Here is an 18,571-nt window from a genome sequence, read left to right as displayed (position 1 = left end):
CTGATGCAGCGGCTTGATGGCTATTATGGGTTTTCGTAAGTCTGGAAAATATCAGTGAAGGATTAGCAGGCTGTCAGTAAATACTGACGATTGAAGCTATGGGCAGAATTAAAATAATAATGCCCCGGAGAGCCCGGAGCGATAATAAATAAACAATACGATGCTACGGCAGATACACCAGCTCAAGGGTGCTCAGGCCATCCAGCTGCACGGTATTGGTCAGGTCAAAGGCTGAACGCTGGTTCAGATATGCCTGAACGCCCAGTTTGCCGCTCAGATTTGTGAAGGCGATTGGGGCGGTGGTGCCGGTTGCTGCCCATGTCATGCCACGAACGCTAGCAGCCGCAAGCATGCTACCCAAATCGTACTTACTCCAGGCAGGTGATACAATATTTTCCGTCCGTAAAGTATCTACGGATTTTGTATCAGCAATCACTGTGCCTGTTGCGATTCGGATACCGTACCCCCCCACTTTCACGCCATTGGACTCACCTAATCCTGCCACTACCACACTAGCCGTACCAAAAATATTTGCACCGCCAGGCGCACTAGCAAATCCTGATGCTCCCTCATTTGCCCCTGCAACCGTGCTTGGACGACCATTTACAACCTTAACCGCCACCTTTGATGGCGCAGTACAGGCAATCTCGAAGTCCAGCTGTTTCTCTGGCAGTACGGTATAACCGGATGCAGCCAGCGTTGACGGGCTCATGGTGCCGTAATCAATGGTGCCGCCACCGCTCAGGGTTGGCGTACAGGTGCCCGGGTCAATACGGCCAATCACTTTCACATCTACATTTGACGCTGCCTGAACATTCAGCGCAGTGGTGGCCATCACGGCCAGAGCCAGCAGGGATTTTTGCATCATTTCCATTATTTAATTTCTCATCATTGAGTTTATGGAGTATTACCGTGCTGTCCGTTTCAGAGAATTTCTGTCACGCTGATGCAGCGGTCTGGTGGCTATTATTGGTTTCCGTGAGGCTGACAGATATCAGTGAAGGATTAGCAGGTTGTCAGTAAATACTGACGATTAAAACTATGGGCAGAATTAAAATAAAAACGCCCCGGTTAGTCCGGGGCGATAATAAATAAACAATACGATGTTAAGGCAGATACACCAGCTCAAGCGTGCTCAGACCATCCAGCTGCACGGTATTGGTCAGGTCAAAGGCTGACTTTTCATTCAGAAAAGCCTGAACGCCCAGCTTGCCGCTCAGATTTGTGAAGGCGATTGGAGTGGTGGTGCCGGTTGCAGCCCAGGTTGTACCACGCACGGCCGCAGTACTGAGCAGACTACCAGTTGGATTACCAGCCCAAACAGGGGATGCGATATTTGGAGCGAATAGGCTAGCAACAGAGTTTGTATCGGCAATCACTGTGGCCGGTACAATACGGATGGCGTAACCACCGACTTTTACGCCATTAGATTCCCCGAGGCCCGCAACAGACGTTGCGGTAGCCCCACCAAAAAAGCGGGCGCTATTTGCGGTGATTGTGGCAAATCCTGACGCGCCCTCAATTGCCCCTGCAACGGTGTTTGGACGGCCATTCACCACCTTAACTGCCACCTTGGATGGCGCAGTACAGGCAATCGCGAAGTCCAGCTGTTTCTCAGGCAGTACGGTCAGACCGGTCGCATCCAGCACTGACGGGCTCATGGTGCCGTAATCAATGGTGCCGCCACCGCTCAGGGTTGGCGTACAGGTGCCCGGGTCAATGCGGCCAATCACTTTCACATCCACATTTGACGCCGCCTGAACATTCAGCGCGGTGGTAGCAATCACGGCCAGAGCCAGCAGGGATTTTTGCATCATTTTCATTCTTTAATTTCTCACCAATGAGTTTATGGAGGTTTACCGTGCTGTCTGTTTCAGATAATTTCTGTCACGCTGATGCAGCGGCTTGATGGCTATTATGCCCGGGAGAAATGCTGCCAAATATCAGTGAAGGATTTGCAGGCTGTAAGTAAATACTGATGATTAAAGGGATAGGCAGAATTAAAATAAAAATGCCCCAGAGAGCCCGGGGCAAAGTCTGACAATAAACGGGTTAACCGCGATACAGAAATTAATCAGTATTCTAGCGCCACCAGCTCGATGTTCACTTCGGCACGTTTTTGTTGTGCTTCGAGTAATTCGTCATTTTTATGACTGAGCTTGCGTTGTAATTTATTGACCTTTTTTGCGTCGTCTTTAGCGCGGGCAAGGTCAATTTCCTGTTGAATCTCTTTGATTGACTCCTGCTTTTCACTGATTTTATCGTCAAGCTGCGCCAACTCATGGCGGGTATTGGCCAGCGTGCCAGCATGCGTGCAGTGTGCGTTCAATTCGTCCAGCGCCTTGCGCAATCCTGCCTCTTTTTCTACGTGCTGATGTTGCTCAGCCAACTGTAACGCCTGAGTCATTTCCGTACGACGGACTTCACAGCTTTTCTCCGCATAAGCGGGTGCCGCAGCCATCATTACCAGCGTGAATAAACTGGCTGCTCGAATCTGGATATTAACGCGCGTTAAAATGGGGGCCGTGTTCATAAGGTTTATTGTTCCTGATTGACGTAAAGCCATCCAGTTTCTGCTGGATGGCATGAAAAAGTGAATATTAAAAAAGATGGTCTCGGTATTTAAACAATTCTAAATCGGTGCTCAGCCCCAGCTTTCTCATCCCCGATTGCTTGTGCCCGCTGATGGTTTTACGGCTGCGTTTTAATTTTTCTGCAATCTCAATGACCTGCATACCATCAAGGAAACAGCGGATCACTTCAGCTTCACGCGGGGATAACAGCGTATCCAGGCGAGAAAGCTTCTCGCCGTTGGCGTGATACAGCGGCCCATCTAATACCGCACCATCGCGTTTACGCACCGGTATTTTGCTTAATTCACTTTCAATGTTGTCTGGAATAAAGCGCAGCCCGCTGTAAATCACGCGAATGGCTTCAAAATACGCCTGCGCCTCTTCACGTTTAGAAATATAGCCCTTGATGCCATTCATAAAGGCGGCACGTATTACCGCCAGGCTTTCCATGGATGATGAGAGTAAAATTTTTAGTTTTGGATGGCGTGATAAAATCTGTTTGATCAACGACAAGCCGTCCAGCTCATCGCCGCCCAAGATATAATCCAATACCAGTACATCAGCAGTGTTCTTTTGCAACCATGTTAAGAGTTCGTGGCTATGGGAAAAACTGCCGGTGACCTGCATATCGGGATGATGGCTGGCCGCCATTTCCAGTGATAATCGAATCATCGGGTGGTCATCCAGTAATACCACCGTTATTTTTTCACCCGCGTAACGAATCATCTATTTCAACCTCATCAGTCAGCCAGAATAAACACCAAAATACGTTTTATTGCGCGCAGATCGTAACGCAAGGTGAGACCATTCTGAGTCAACAGTTACTGATTAAACGGTAGGAATTTACTGACACAGCCATAGCAAATCGTAGTGCCATCAAACTTCTCTGACAGAAGTCGGCAAAACAAGACCGCGCCTGGCCTACTTGACGCCACAATTTCGCACAATACCCCAGATTATTCTGACGCGCCGATAACGCCGTGCCTGCTTCTTGGACTTTTCCTGCTTTGGAACTCAGCGGATTATTATGAAATTCTCTCGCCTGCTATCGCATCTCGTACTTATTTATACCCTGCTTTTCGCGAGCGGCAGCATTGCGGGTGGCGAACCCTTGGTGTTAACTCCCCGCATTGAGGTTAACCCGCCTGCGGTCACGTTTAATGCCGATGTCAGCCACTGGCTGCAACGCCACCCACGCATTAACGTCGGGGTTTGGGGCGTATCGCAGCCCCCTGTCAGCCTGGGGGTCGAGCGTGGTGTGCTAGCAGGCATCGATGCCGATTATTTATCCGTCATCGAATCAACCTTGAATGTGCATTTCCAATTGCTCTATTTCCCAACACGCAGCGAAGCGCTGAGCGCCTTACATGACGGTGACATCGACATGCTGGCCATCTGGCGTCCCGCTCTGGAGAAAAATCGCACCGTTGCCGCCTCCTTACCATGGCTGCACGATCAGGCCGTGGTGTTACATTCCGCTCAGGCTCCACTTCAGCATACGGAAATTGAAAACGGGTTATTGGCGTTAATGCAGGACAAACAGCATCAATGGGACCCTTATGGTGCCTCACCAAATAGTTTTTTGGATTATTACCATGCGGTACAGCAACTGGCTACCGGTGAGTCTGGTGCGATTACCATTAACCGCACCACCGCCCACTACCTGACACGCGACTTACAAATGGATAATGTCTGGCTGACGCCGGATGCAACCTTAGGTGCGCTGAACTTTAGCTTTGGGGTGAACAGCCGCGCGCCACAATTACTTACCGCTATTGACCAGGTGCTGGACGCCCTGCCGCTGGTGAGTCGGTTGCGCATTTCTCACGATTGGGGGTTGAACCAGGACGCTGCTGAAGCGTCACGCGTGCTGGCGTTAAGCCCTGAAGAGATGGCGTGGTTAGCCGAAAACCAACCGGTCAAAGTGGTGCTGGATAGTCGCCTTGAGCCTTACAGCTTTATCAATGCCCAGGGCAAGCCCGATGGCCTCTCCATCAATCTGCTGAAGTTTATTAGCGATCGCTTTGGTATTGCTTTTGACTACCATGTCATCAACAGCGATCGAGAAAAGGCTGCTTTTCTCGCGCGTTATCCTCAGGCGTTAGTCAGCCAGGCTTTCAGTGTGCCGGGTGAAGAGGAAACCACGGCACCCCGGCTGCAAACCGGTACGCCATGGTTGGTGACACCGCCCGTGCTGTTGATGAATCGCCAACATGAACGTCCGTTATCGCTGCAGGATTTGTCAGACGAGAAGATTGCCATCGTAAGACAAAGCCCATTAATCCCCTGGCTCCAAACCTGGTACCCGACGCTGCAATTGGTTGAAGTGGAGAACCTGCAAACGGCCCTTCACCTGCTAAAACAGCAGCAGGTGCGGGCTGTGGTAGCCTCACAGTTTGCCGCGCAATATCATCTGAAACGCACGGGCATCGGCTCGCTCTATCAGGCATTGGCGTTGCCAGTGAAGCCGATGAATATCAGTTTTGCAGCGAAACGGGATAATCCCCTGGCCTTGAGTGTGACCAATAAGGCATTGCAGCAGATTACCCCGCTTACGCTGACCCATCTGGCCGCATCGTGGCGTGATACCCTCCCTGTCCCTGAGCAGAGTCATTACGATGCTGAGACGTCGTGGACACTTTTCATCATCATCATCGCCGCCCTATTGATAGCAGGCTGTCTCTTTTTGTGGGTGACTCGCCTGCGCAACAGCCTGAAAACCGTGGCCCGGCATTTGCAATCCAAAGAAGCATTAATCGAACAACTGGAGCGTGCCACCGCCGAGAACCAACAGGTGTTGCACTCACGCAACCAATTTATGAAGAGTATGGGCCATGAGGTTCGCACGCCGCTCAATGCCATGATGGGATTGCTGGAGTTGGAACTCGGTCGATTGCAGCAGCAAAAATTGCATAATGAGAATGTGCAAACCGCCTATGAGTCCGCCTGTATTCTTTTGTCATTGGTAGGGGATGTATTTGATATCTTCCGTGCCGAAGCGCGTGAAAGTAGTAATCACAGTCGGGTGGTGAATATCCCATCGCTGCTGCACAGTACGGTGGCGCTCTTTCGCCAGCAGGCTGAAGACAAGGGGCTGCAAATCAAAATGACCGATGCGCTGCCAGCCCCGATGTTTGAGTTCGATCCGCTGTTTATTATCCGTATTGTCTCTAGCTTGCTGCGTAATGCCATTCAACATACCGAACAAGGGGAAATTGAAGTGGCAATCTACCCGCTGGAAACCCTGCCCGATGGTAGCCATCATCTGGTCATTGAAGTGAGCGACCAGGGCAGCGGGTTTGATGCCGCCTCCGCACTCATGAACAACGCAGAGTTGACAGAGGAAGCCGACGAACGCGACTGGGCGATGACAGGCTTCAGCCTGGCGGCCTGTCAGCGGATGGCACATGCTGCTGGCGCGGAGATTACCGCTGAAGTAGTTGCAGGCAAAGGCAGCGCGGTGAGTCTCCATCTCAGTGCGCATCCTGCCAGACTCACACCGATAACGCTCCCCAGTGAGCAGAAGCGCTCGAAGGTGCTGATTGTTGAAGATTACCCTCCCGCGCGCCTGATGCTCAGCCAGCAGCTGCAAAACAACAACCATGAGGTTCTGGTTGCCAGTAATGGCCAGGAAGGATTGGATTTGTGGAAAAAACACCAGGCTCAAATCGATGTGATCATCACAGATTGCACCATGCCTGAAATGGATGGTTTTACGATGACGCGACATATTCGCCAGCAGGAAGCCAATGAGCAGCTTGGCCCTGTGCCGATTCTGGGGCTAACCGCGATGAGTGGCTTCGATGCTACCAAAACCTGTCTCAGCTCAGGTATGAACACCTGCCTGACAAAACCACTTTCCCCCGAAGAATTAGCGCAATGGGTTGAGCGACATCTTCATCTCCCCACTTCTTAAAAGTATTCTTGTCTATGATTCGATGAATTAAGGACGCGGCCTGGTTATTAAAAGACGGTGCTGTGTGAGAATGATTTTCTATTTTCTCGCACAGCAAGGACGCCCATATGCACGTTATTATTTATGACAAGCAACCGCTCATTCGCGATGTTTTAGTGCTTTTTTTTCAGCAACGTCACGATAAAGTGATTATCGCCACTGGTGATGAGGATGACTTCATCTACAGTACGGTGGTGTATCGCCCACATCTTGTGGTGTTTGATCCGGCCCAACTCAGCCACGCCTCACTGGTTAAACTCATTCAGTTAAAGCGCCGTTATATCGATCTCAGAATCTTTGCCTATGCAGGAGACGAAAGCGTTTATTATTTATTGCGCAGTTTACGCCTGGATTACCAGGCGTATATGAGCAAAGCCTGTCCCATTGAAAAACTCAGCAGCGTATTAACCGCACTCGCCAATAACGAGTCCGTGGTATTTCGCCATGCTAAAAATGCTTATCATCAGCGATATCCTGACAGACTGATTATACAATCACTCACCAATCGGGAAATACAGATGCTACGTCATCTGGCCGCCGGTAAAAAAAACAAGACCATTGCCCAGGAATTGGATATCAGTTCTAAAACCGTCAGTACCTATAAACGCAGCATTATGAAAAAGATGCAGACCAGTAACATCAGCGATGTGGTGGATTTAGCCGCGAGAAATGGCTTTGCCTGACTAAGAAATAAACCGGTGCCTCACAGCACCGGCGAATTCTGCAAGTCAGAGAGATAGGTGTGAAGTTCTGTCGTCAGTGAAGTCAGGGCGGGTGTGAAGACCTCGGCCGGTAAAGAGGTATCCCGGCACTGCTTTTCCAGACTCAGGCAGGCATCTGCCAGATCATTACGCCGCGCAATACGCAGGCTTCCCGCGATACGATGGACAAGATCGGCGATCGCGTGGCGATCCTCCGCGGGCGTTAAAACAGCAAGTTTGGAGAGATCCTCTTGCAACGTGGTTATCATTAAATCATGCAGGCTTTCCGCCATGCGTTGTTCTTCATCCGCCTGTTCAATTGGCGGGTTCTGTTCTTCAACCCACTCAGCAGCCTGGTCGGAATGAGCCTGACTAAGTGCCGCGGACAAACTGTTTAACGAGCAAGGTTTAAATAAACAACTGTTCATGCCCGCTTCCATGCAACGCTCATAGACTTCGTGCATCGCATTGGCGGTGAAACCAATAATCCACGCCGCCCGACGCGACTGCTCTTCTTCCGATTCACGGATCACCTGGGTCAATTGATAGCCACTGAGGCCCGGCATATTGCAGTCAGTGATGATCACATCGAAGTGTTCTTGCTGCCAGCATTGCAGTGCTTCATAGCCATCGCACGCCAGCGTTGCCTGCTGCCCCAGCCAACTGAGCTGTTTAGCCAGTAACATGCGGTTGGCGGCATTATCATCCACCACCAGTACTTTACCGCTGGGCAAAGCCGCAGCAATATCATGGATTGATTCGTCTCTTTCCCCTGCACTGCTCAACAGGGGCAAACGCATCACCGCTTGCACACAAGTCCCAATGCCCCGCTCACTGCTCAGGGTTAAGGTGCCGTTCATTTTTTCACAAACGGTACGGCTAATATAAAGGCCTAAACCGGTCCCGGAACGGCGATTGTCCGCCTGACTAAAGGGCTGGAACAGCGTCGCCTGCTGTGCCTGATCAATACCGATACCGCTGTCCTGCACATCGATGGTATAGGTCACCAGATTGCTCACTGCATCCACCTGCTGATGAACAGTCAGTGACACACCGCCCTGATCGGTAAATTTAATCGCATTGCCCAGCAAATTGGAGAGCACTTGCTTGATACGCAGAGGATCGGCCAGCACCGGTTGTAGCGGTTCTTCGGGATAGCGCTTGGTCAGACTGATGTTTTTGTCCAGTGCCAATCCCTGAAAAACTTTGAGCAGATTATCGATCAGTTTCGCCAAATCAACGGGTTCAGGATGGTAATCCAGCTGTCCACCCTCGATACGCGAAATATCCAAAATATCGCCAATCAATCCCACCAGACTGTCAGCAGATTCATAGGCGACTTCCAGCGCCTGGATATCCTGCTCGCCATTGCGTCCTTTCTTTAATGCCATATCCAGCATGCCGATGATCGCGTTCATGGGCGTACGGATTTCGTGGCTCATGGTAGAAAGGAACACCGATTTCGCCCGGTTAGAATCTTCCGCACGCTCTTTGGCTTCACGTAGCTCGGCAAACAGGGCTTCACGTTCCGAGATATCCATCCACCCCCCGATCACACCCACCACTGTGCCATCACTGTCATGCCAGGGTTCAATCCACTGATAAACGGTCACGCCGATGGAAGAATTGGGGTTGTCCCACAAGTCGTACCGACGATCTTCCAGAATGCGCGAGTCGGAGTTCATCACTTCCATTAGCTGACCATGGTAGAAAGCCGCTTGTTCTGGGGTGCGCAGGCCGGGATGTTCCACCATGGTTTTGCCCAGCGCCTCGTCATAGGTGACACCGGTTTCGACTAAATAGCGTTCGTTGCAGAATGTCAGTCTTCCCTGACGATCGCGCAGTGAAACGGGGAACGGCATACTGCTGACCACGGTACGCAGTTGCGCCAGTTGATTGTTTAATTCCCGGCGTAGCGCCGCCTTACGTTTTATCTGCTGAAGCAGATAAAGTGCCCATCCCACCGTCATCAGGATAATGATGCCGGTGAAAATAGCGGACGCGATCATCAAATCACGATATCGTGACCAAAAATCGTCAATATTAACAAAATCCCCTGGGCGCCAGCGGTTTGCCAGGCTCTCCATTTCGACGGGCGGAATGCTTAACATCACTTTATCAAGAATGGATTGCAGTTCAGGATCGCTTGGCCCGACACCAAAAGATATCCAGGCGGGTCGCTCCCCTACTGTCGCGACAATTTTAAGTTGCCGGGGGTAGTAAGATTTAATTTGATAATCCGACATCATTAGAATGCCCACAGCGGCATCCGCGCGCCCTTCAGCCACGCTTTGCATCAATGCAGATTCGTTATCCACTGAAACCAATGTGATATCAGGAAAATGTGTGTGAATGAGATCTTCTGACCCACTGCCCGACACCATCGCCAGCCGCTTACCGCGCAAATCTGGCAGGGAATGAATATCGCTGCGATTTGCGCGCGTGGTAAGGGCATAGGCACTGCGCAGATAAGGGCGAGTAAAAAGGATCTGTTGCGAACTCTGTGTACTGGGTGTCAGCGAGGCGAACATGTCAACTTCAGCCGTTTTAACCCGTTGCAGCAACTGAATGGCATTATCCACAGTACTGTATTCAAAGTTTAGCCCGGTTTTCAGACGCACTATCGAGAGCAAATCGTATGCCATTCCACGTAATCGCCCATCGGCCCCCACAATGGTCACTGGCGCCGCTTTATCGCCGCTAAACAACACCACATTGACGCGAGGGTGTGTCGCCATCCATCGTTTCTCTTCAGGGGTGAAAACCAACGGATTAACAGACTGGGTGATATCGACTAAATCAGGTTGCCAGATACGGTTGATTTGCAACTTATCATCCAAAGGAATATTCGCTAACGCCTTGTTGAACAATGACAACAGCTCAGGCTGATCGTGGCTAAACGCGAAAGCGATATCCCTGACTGGCAAGGTGCTGTAGCTGGCTAACTGGAGATTATTCAGGAAATTGCGACTGAGCGAATAACTGTTTCCCAGGTAGACATCCGCTTTGCCGAAAGCCACAGCGCTGAGTGCATCCTGATAATTTTCATAAAGACGAAATTTAGCTTGTGGGTAATATTGGCGTAGTAGTGAAAGCGGCAGGTAATCTCTGACTAAAGCCACCTGAATCCCTTGCAGGTCAGCTGGGAGCTTTTTGGTATGTGTCATCTCAGTGCCCAGAACCGCCCGGTCTCTGGCATAGGATGTAGACATGGCAAAATCGTTTTTTGGCATGCATTTGGGGACTGAGGGGATAAAATCGATTTCTCCTGACGCCAATGCTTTCCAGCGCTTTTCAGGATCGTTAAAGGTTTCAATACGAACCGGAATGCCAAACTGTTGCGCGATAAGGCCGACATAATCCGCGCTGATACCTTCAAATTCGCCACGAATATTGCGCATTCCATATGGGGGCGAGTCGTTACGCATCACGCCCATTACCAACTGATGCTTCTGATGAAGGAAGGCCTTTTCATCGGGGGACAGTATTAAAGCAGGTTGTTCTGAGCCTATCAGGTGCGTCATTAACTGAAGTTCGGAAGCCTGAACGGGAGCGCAAACCAGCCACATCCCAATAAACAGTAAAATGACACGTAAGCGCTGCATAGCGAGCATTATCCAATCAAATTGTTACGACGGGCAAAATCGATCAACTCAATTAAGGTATGTGCATTGAGTTTCTGCTTTAGGCGATGTTTATAAGTGCTGATGGTCTTTTCACTTAATACCAGTTGCTCCCCTATCTGCTTATTGGTCAGCCCTTTAGCAATGCTGATCAGCACACTGAGTTCACGATCGGAAATATCAGAAAGCAATTTGCCGTCATCCTGGTTGCTCGGCTGTCCATATTCCATTTGCGGGAAGAAGCTGTAATTGCGCATCACCATTTTAATCGCATCGGTGAGTTCGCCTAAATCATCGCTTTTGGTGACAAAACCGTCGGCACCAGCCTGCTTGCAACGTTGGGCAAAGTTCGCCCCCTCTTGCGAGGTCAGCACCAAAATTTTCAGCGGTAACTGCAGTGCGCGTAGACGTTGTAACACCTGAAAACCATCCACTTTGGGTAAACCGATATCCAGTAGTATCAGATCCGGGCGCGTGTCTTTGGTCTTCTGGATAGCATCCACACCATTATCGGTTTCGGCCACAACCTCCATACCGCTTCGCTCCAGCAGCATTTTCACGGCAAAACGAATCACCGGATGGTCATCGACAATAAGCACTTTCTTCATGGAATAGGCAGCCCGTAAGATCGGTTGACAGGATTGATTTGAAAGATAGCCTAGCAAGATAACTAAGAATAGTCTGTAGGAAAGTACTTATCGAAACTCCGTCTTGTAAGGGGATTAATGTATTGATTTATAAATGATTACTCCCTTGAGCATTGACCTTTTGTTGTTACTTGTTCATCTAATGTCTCAGGTCATATGATATATCTTACTTTTCGTTTATATGGGGCGCGATAATTCATAACAAACGCAAAAATTTTCCTCACTGGCATGAGTGGAAAAGCGCTCGAAAGTGAATAAAGTTTGGTCATTGATAACCTGAATGATTGAGTATGGTTAGCTTTATTTTATTGAACATAAAGAGTTAACGCTAAATTTATAGGCATATTCCATTTAGTTTTAAGGTTAAAAAATAGATCATGTGCGCTATTGTTTCTGTTGCATATTTACCCAGGAGAAAAACTTAGAGTATGAGGTTCGTTCCCTTATTGCGAGAATTACAGCCAACACACGCCGCTCTTCTTCAAAGGGGTTGGCAAACACCCCAATAACCCGGCAGAGTTGTGACGATTTTTGACAGAGACCTGGATTTCGATATGTACACGGCATCGTCATGTTTCGACGATATGTCGATAAAATCGGTTTTTTTAAACATATGGCCGTGACATGTTTAAGTCATCGACATATTATGGCTATATGTCGATAAAATCGGTTTTTTTAAACATATGAGCTGGAAACCTGAAACCCCCTATAACACCTTGCCGTTGCTGCCGCCTGACCTCGAAACCATTGAGACACGTAGGGTTTTGAAGGCTTGCATCGCGGCTCGGGCCGCAGTCGCGGAGCTAAAAACCGCCGGGGAACTGATTCCCGATCAAGGGTTGCTGATTAACATCTTACCCATGTTAGAAGCGAAGGATTCATCTCGCATTGAAAACATCGTGACCACCAGCGATCAGCTTTTCCAATATGCCGATCATGACGAAAACGCCGATCCCTCCACAAAAGAGGCGTTACGTTACCGCACGGCCCTGTTCGAGGGCTATACCCATCTTGATGCTTACCCACTGTGTACCAATACAGCGATAGCGCTTTGCACCAAGCTACGTGCAGTGCAAAGTGATATTCGCAAAACGCCGGGGACGGTGTTGCGTGACCAACACAACAACGTGGTTTATACACCTCCTGTGGGTGAAACCGCTATTCGTGATTTGATGGCAAACTGGGAGCGTTTCATTCATGCCAATGACGAGATCGATCCACTGGTAAAAATGGCGATTTCCCATTATCAGTTTGAGTGCATTCACCCCTTTCCTGACGGTAATGGTCGTACTGGCCGTATCCTGAATATTCTGTACTTGATCCAAACCGAGTTGCTTTCGTTACCCATTCTTTATCTCTCGCGGTTCATTCTGGAAAACCGAGACGATTACTACACGCTGCTGCGTGGCGTCACCGCAAACGGTGAATGGGAAGCCTGGATTCTATTCATGCTGGAAGCCGTGCGAAATACCGCCATTTGGACGACGAAAAAAATTGCCATTGTGCGTGCATTAATCACCGAAGTAGCGGCTTACGTACGTGAAAAACTGCCAAAAATCTATTCCTATGAGTTGATGCAGGTGCTGTTTGCGCAACCTTACTGCCGCATCGAAAATCTGGTTGAAAGTGGTATCTCTAAACGTCAAACGGCCTCTTCCTATTTGAAACAGTTGGTGGAAATTGGCGTATTGGAAGAGAAAAGTTACGGACGCGAGAAGCTGTATATGAACACAAGGCTATTGAAGGAACTTAATCAATAAATAACAAGGGGATCAAGGGTTGCTTTATGCCACCCTCAATCCCCGAGCCGCTATTCACCCACAGGGAGGGGCGACATGAGTGTGCTGTGTTTGCTCAATGCACACTGATCACAACCTCAGCTGCCCACCCAAAATGGCATCCGCTTCCTGAAGTGAGACATCCAGTCCTGCTGAAGGCGTAAATGTCAGTTCGCCAAAAATGACCTCACCGTTCAGAAGATAGAAATCAGCGCGCACAAACTTAAAATCGGTCGCCAGTTTCATTGCATAATGCTTCATTTTCACAAAGCCATCAGGCATCTCTGGCAGATCATGCTTATTAAGTAACTTCACTGTGTCTTCAAAAGGAAGCGGATTCCAGTTCATATCAAAGTAATAGAATTTAGGCGTGCCTTTTTCACGGCCGACACAAACCATGACGGCGTAAGGTTTACCGTTAAAGCAGTAAAACTTATAGTCGTCTGGAAAACCACCGCGTTCATTCTCGATGAATTTTTCACAGAGAATCTTTCTCTCAATCTTTCGGTACTGTGGCTCAATAAAATGTGATGAGAAATCCTCACTTAACCACTTGCTCAGCTGCCTGTTGGTTTTTTCAACATCTAATGAGAATTTATCACTACAAATGATGTTGTAGCCTGCACCGTGATTGCACTTGAGCGCAAACCTTTCAGGCAGTGCAGCATAGTCAATGTCTTGAGGAGTATCGTAGACGCCATAAAGCTCATTGAGAATTTCACCGCAGCCTTTGGATGTAATATATTCTCTGACTTTATACTTATCCGCGCAGCGAGTGTAGATATCATTGCTCAGTTCATTGAACTTGAGCCACTGAATCTTTTCATTAAAATTGGTCGGGTTGGTTAAATTAAGTTTCTTCTTAAATTTTATGTAGTAGTGGGCTTTAGCACAGAATTCTGGTGAAATATTAGCGCTAATTTTCAGAGCTGACTTAACTGTGTGTTTTATCATTCTCATTGAAATTATCTCGTTTTAAAAATGTTGAGGTGCATTTTGATGATTGTTCTATTCTTGAAAAAATAATTCAGTAACGTGCAAGACAAAATTTCAACAATCAAAAAACAGTATGCAGCGCCATTAATTCCGAAGGAACGGATCATGACCCAGGAAAATGGCACGGTTAAGACACAACATAAAAACATTTTCTTAGCCAGGTAGTTGTATCCGGACTCTTTGATCATATACCGGTAGCAGATCGTTCCCAGTGACGAGAACATCGTGCCAATAATGATGATGGGTATGATTTCCACAGAACCCATATAATTATTGCCATACAGCAAATGGATAAAGTACTCACCAAACAGATAGAATCCACCTAGCACAACAAGGGACAGCAGGATAACAATCCTGTTGATTTTACCGAGTAATTCATCAACAGCAGGTTGATTCTTTTCGTTGTAAATCTTTGAGAAGAAACTCGTTATTAATGCCAATACAATAAATGACCAGGCGCCTCCTATGGTTAATGCAACGCTATAGATTCCCAGATTTGAGTAAGAAATCATTTTGGCCAGAAAAATACTCGAAATCTGCGTGTAGATATCCGCTGATATGCTCGATAGGATCAAGGCTCCACCGGTGTACAACATATGACGGTTATACATGATGGCACCCTTACTGCTCTCATTGATTGTCGTAGTCTGCCTAAAGTAAATAAGACGCATAATGTAAGGGATAAGGGGAATAATAATAATGGGGATCGTGAAGTAGTAAATAGGCAGCTCGAAGTGTGCGATGCCGTATCGGGCTAACAGTGCCAGGGATAATCCGATGACATTGGTTATCGTGTTGATTTTTGATTTTAATTGGGTATTGTTGTAAATCGAAAAGAAGTCCATCACGATGTAATAGGTCGCGATGCAGTTGGCCACGCCAAAGATAAAGACCGTGAGATCCGTAAAGAAGTAGAGATACGTCAGTACTGCACTTGAGGAGATAAGAAAGAAAAAACGTCGCTGATTCTGAGTATGCATTGCTAAAGAGATACCCGATCGCGTCCTCTCGCTCATGCGCTTGAAGATAATATTTTGACCGCCAAACCATGATAACGTCTGCACAAAAATAAACAGAGAGGTGGCGATGTTTATCTTGCCAAAGTTATCTGGGCCAATGTATTTAGCCATTAACGAATTGATATATATCAGCCCGATGATGTTGACTGACTTCTCCAGCATGATCCATATTGCGTTAGAATACATTTCACGTCTCACATACACTTATGTTGAGTTGCAGTTGTTATGCTTGATTGATGTTCTACGCTCAAAAGCAACGGGATTTATATGCATTACTGGTATATTTATTTGCAAAAAGGTTATATAGTCAAATAACCTTCACATTCTCTCTTTACTTTACGCTTTCATTTTAATTGGTCGATACTGTGACTGTTTACACGAAAATAGTGAAGGGTTTTCTGTTCGAATCAGATTAGTAGCAATATTTATAAAAATCAGTACCAGCTATTAGTAAGGCATTGCATTGATGGAATTAATTAAATAGGAGGGTAATGATTAGGAAGATAGAGAGTGCAGTATGCATGAGCGCGGCGGACAGAATAATAAAACGCAAACCCATTCATTCCTCCCCTTAACTCGGCGTTTTAACACAGGGACATCGGGCTGCGACAATATCAACACGGGTAAGCGCTGTGTTTACCGCAACGAATCAAATTAAAATAAGGGAATAAACTCGCGCTTTTGAGCCGACGTGCGTGCCTGACATGCCGCATTGACAGGTTTGAGTGATACGCGGATAAAACTCTCTTACATAAAGATATCTGAGCTTTGCGGCTGAAAAATCCCAATTACACCACTACCCTCTTCTTTATTACTGTGCCTCGTACCACTGCCAGCAATATCCCGCCCACAATCAGCAGCGTGCCGATCACTTTGCTGCGATCCAGTGATTCATGCAGAATCGCCACGCCCATTAACAGCGCCAGTGCCGGGCTCAGCAATGACCAGGGCAGAATCTGGCTGGCGGGATAGCGCTTTAGCAAGCCGTACCACAATGAATAAGCGAGGATGGACGAACCCAGCGCGCTGTAGATCACCCCCAGCCAACCGCGCCAACCCGCCGCCAGCAGCAAAGCGAGTTGGTGCTGCTCGGTGAGTAGTGAACTCATCCCTACCAGTGGAATGGCAAACAGTGACAGCCAGCCCGTCATCGCCAGCGGCGCGATCGGCGGCAGACGCTTGATCAGCACCGTGCTGCATGCCCAACCACAGGCGCTCATCAATAACCACAAGATGCTTTGCCAGTGCGCGAATGCCGGACTGCCTGCAAGAATCATCACACCAAAAAACGCCACTACCACGCCACCGATTTGCTGATAGCGAAGCCGCTCTTTGAGCCAGAATGCGGCCAGCAGCATGGCGATCGGCGTGCCCATCTGGATAAACACCGCGGTGGTGCCCGCATCGGTGCTTTGCATGCCAATCACCATTAACCCGAAATGCACAAAACCAAAGGTGAATCCCAGCAGCATCATGCCAGGTAGCTGACGCCACGTCAGGCGATGAAACGGCAGCAACAGGGCTGCCACCAGCACAAAACGCAGCGTCAGCATGAACAGCGGCGGCAGTTCCATCAGGCCAAGCTTCATGGCGATAACGTTAAAAGCCCAGCCGTTTACCACCAACAGCAGGATTAACAGGTCGCGCAGGGGAATGGGTTTCACGCACGTAGCCGGGTTGGCGTTTGCAGATGATAATCGTGCTCCTGCTGGAATCGACGCGCGAAAGCAAGCAGTTTGCGCTCAGCGCCATCACGTCCAATGAGCTGCATGCCGATGGGCATCCCTTCATGATCAAACCCGGCAGGCAGACTGATAGCAGGCAGTGCTGACAGACTTGCCAGCGCGTTGTAACGCATGTTGCCGGTCAACACGCTCTCTTCGCGGTCGCCCATTTGAATCGCTTCCAGTCCTTTGTGCGGTGCGGTAAACGGCAGCGTCGGCACCAGAATCACATCCACCTGATTCAAATGCTGCAACAACTGCAAGCGTAAACCGGTGCGGAAACGTTGTGCCTGCAGATACTCGACGGCGGTAATGGCGAGCCCCGCTTGCAGCAGCTTACGCACATCCGCACCGTATTCTTGCGGACGATCAGCAAGCCAGGCAGCGTGCAATGAAGCCGGTTCCGCAAGATTGATCAGCACCAGCGCATTCACTGCCTGATCAAGCCCGGTCAAACTCAGCGTCTGGCAACGCGCACCCGCCGCTCCCAACCACTGCACCATTTGATCATAGGCAGCCGCGACATCAGGCTGTACCTGCTGATGCACATCGGGCAGCAAACCAATACGCAATCCGGCCAGTTCAGGTAATGCTGTCAGCGGCTGGTTTTTTCCGTCCAGCACGTTAAACAGCACTTCACACTCTTCGGCATAACGTGCCAGCGGCCCAACGGTATCGAGACTGGTGGCGAGGGGGAAAATGCCCTCCGTGGAGAGTCGGCCCACGCCCGGGCGCAGGCCCGTGATGCCGTTCATCGAAGCCGGTAAACGTATCGAACCACCGGTATCGGTTCCCAGCGTGGCCAGCGCACTGCGCACCGAGGCAGCCACGCCGGAACCCCCGCTGGATCCGGCGGGAATGCGGGCATCATCCCAGGGATTGCTGCTGGCACCGTAGTGTGGATTGTTAGTGGTGCCGCCCCAGGCGAACTCATGCATATTGGTGCTGCCGATGATTAACGCACCCGCCTGTTTCAGGCGCTGCACGACCACCGCATCACGCTGGGCGATATTGCCACTGAGTATCTGGCTGCCCGCGTGCATCTCCTCACCGGCCAAATCGATATTGGCTTTAATGGCAATCGGCATGCCATGCAGCGGGCCCAGATCGTAACCCTGTTCCAGCAAGCGTTGGCTGGCTTTGGCCGTCTGGCGAACCTGAGACACATAGACTTCATTGAAGGCATTGAGATCGCGTGTAGTTTCCTCACGCGCCAGACAGGCTTCGACCAGTTCTGGGACGCTGGTCTGCCGCATGCGCAGCTGTTGTGCCAACGTCAGCATCGAGACATCGATCAACTCACTCATGGGGCAACTCCAGCGGCGGCTGCAAAGCAGAGACCCAGGCATTTGCCGGCAGCAGTGTTGGCGAGAAAAATTGCGCAGCAAAGGCGCTGATGCCCGCCGCACGCGCTTCACAATCGGTGAGCAGGTGTTCCAGCTCGACGGCATCAGCCGCGCAATGGCGCTGTATCAAGGCCAGCCGAAGTGTCAGTGCATCCATCATCAATCCTCTTTTAATGCGGGCGCACTACGTGAAGTGAACCCCTTAACCT

14 protein-coding genes are annotated in these 18,571 nt (G+C 49.4%); 3 read left to right on the top strand and 11 right to left on the bottom strand.

Translation table 11 applies throughout. From position 1 onward, the window contains the following. Positions 1-163: 163 nt before the first annotated feature. The 4 genes from VH86_RS08440 to VH86_RS08425 form a co-directional block, all read right to left on the bottom strand. Entirely contained in the window at positions 164-874 is a 711-nt protein-coding gene (locus VH86_RS08440; protein WP_052696577.1) for a DUF1120 domain-containing protein, read from the bottom strand. A 232-nt stretch (positions 875-1,106) separates the two neighbouring features. Next, positions 1,107-1,817 carry a DUF1120 domain-containing protein gene (locus VH86_RS08435; protein ID WP_197080202.1) on the bottom strand — a complete coding sequence of 237 codons (711 nt, stop codon included), beginning with the start codon at positions 1,815-1,817 and terminating at the stop codon, positions 1,107-1,109. A 257-nt stretch (positions 1,818-2,074) separates the two neighbouring features. Continuing rightward, positions 2,075-2,566: a DUF1090 family protein gene (locus VH86_RS08430; RefSeq protein WP_197080201.1), complete on the bottom strand. Its 492-nt coding sequence runs from the start codon at positions 2,564-2,566 to the stop codon at positions 2,075-2,077. A gap of 34 nt (positions 2,567-2,600) precedes the next feature. Further along, the gene (locus tag VH86_RS08425; RefSeq protein WP_231647177.1) at positions 2,601-3,245 is read right to left on the bottom strand and encodes a response regulator transcription factor; all 645 of its coding nucleotides are present in this window, start codon (positions 3,243-3,245) and stop codon (positions 2,601-2,603) included. 355 nt (positions 3,246-3,600) lie between these two features. Here VH86_RS08425 and VH86_RS08420 point away from each other — a divergent pair, with 355 nt between their 5' ends. Together VH86_RS08420 and VH86_RS24680 are read left to right on the top strand one after the other, a co-directional pair. After that, the gene (locus VH86_RS08420; RefSeq protein WP_045832581.1) at positions 3,601-6,489 is read left to right on the top strand and encodes a transporter substrate-binding domain-containing protein; all 2,889 of its coding nucleotides are present in this window, start codon (positions 3,601-3,603) and stop codon (positions 6,487-6,489) included. A 107-nt stretch (positions 6,490-6,596) separates the two neighbouring features. Next, positions 6,597-7,211 (top strand): response regulator transcription factor, encoded by a 615-nt coding sequence (locus VH86_RS24680; protein ID WP_052696576.1) that lies wholly within the window; start codon positions 6,597-6,599, stop codon positions 7,209-7,211. 20 nt (positions 7,212-7,231) lie between these two features. Here the strand turns inward: VH86_RS24680 and VH86_RS08410 are convergent, their stop codons facing one another. Both VH86_RS08410 and VH86_RS08405 read right to left on the bottom strand, forming a co-directional pair. Beyond that, the gene (locus tag VH86_RS08410) at positions 7,232-10,753 is read right to left on the bottom strand and encodes a transporter substrate-binding domain-containing protein (protein ID WP_045832629.1); all 3,522 of its coding nucleotides are present in this window, start codon (positions 10,751-10,753) and stop codon (positions 7,232-7,234) included. 89 nt (positions 10,754-10,842) lie between these two features. Next, positions 10,843-11,460, bottom strand: a complete 618-nt coding sequence (locus VH86_RS08405) for a response regulator transcription factor (protein ID WP_045832580.1) — start codon at positions 11,458-11,460, stop codon at positions 10,843-10,845. A 722-nt stretch (positions 11,461-12,182) separates the two neighbouring features. Here VH86_RS08405 and fic point away from each other — a divergent pair. Continuing rightward, entirely contained in the window at positions 12,183-13,259 is a 1,077-nt protein-coding gene (gene fic / locus VH86_RS08400; RefSeq protein WP_045832579.1) for a protein adenylyltransferase Fic, read from the top strand. A 108-nt stretch (positions 13,260-13,367) separates the two neighbouring features. On the opposite strand, the gene VH86_RS08395 is transcribed toward fic, so the two are convergent. The 5 genes from VH86_RS08395 to VH86_RS08375 form a co-directional block, all read right to left on the bottom strand. Then, a complete protein-coding gene (locus tag VH86_RS08395; protein ID WP_052696572.1) occupies positions 13,368-14,237 on the bottom strand; it encodes an ATP-grasp fold amidoligase family protein in 870 nt (289 codons plus the stop codon). A gap of 5 nt (positions 14,238-14,242) precedes the next feature. Further along, the gene (locus VH86_RS08390) at positions 14,243-15,478 is read right to left on the bottom strand and encodes an oligosaccharide flippase family protein (RefSeq protein WP_045832577.1); all 1,236 of its coding nucleotides are present in this window, start codon (positions 15,476-15,478) and stop codon (positions 14,243-14,245) included. A 602-nt stretch (positions 15,479-16,080) separates the two neighbouring features. Beyond that, complete coding sequence (locus tag VH86_RS08385; protein WP_045832628.1) at positions 16,081-16,947, bottom strand: DMT family transporter; 867 nt, start codon at positions 16,945-16,947, stop codon at positions 16,081-16,083. Positions 16,948-16,952: 5 nt separating this feature from the next. Continuing rightward, positions 16,953-18,323 (bottom strand): amidase, encoded by a 1,371-nt coding sequence (locus tag VH86_RS08380; RefSeq protein WP_045832576.1) that lies wholly within the window; start codon positions 18,321-18,323, stop codon positions 16,953-16,955. Continuing rightward, positions 18,316-18,522 (bottom strand): hypothetical protein, encoded by a 207-nt coding sequence (locus VH86_RS08375; RefSeq protein WP_045832575.1) that lies wholly within the window; start codon positions 18,520-18,522, stop codon positions 18,316-18,318. The genes VH86_RS08380 and VH86_RS08375 overlap by 8 nt, the downstream gene beginning before the upstream one ends. Positions 18,523-18,571: the final 49 nt, after the last annotated feature.

This window comes from Pantoea sp. BL1, from assembly GCF_000963985.1.
Lineage (GTDB): Bacteria > Pseudomonadota > Gammaproteobacteria > Enterobacterales > Enterobacteriaceae > Pantoea > Pantoea rwandensis_B.
This window is presented reverse-complemented; position numbering and strand designations above follow the sequence as displayed.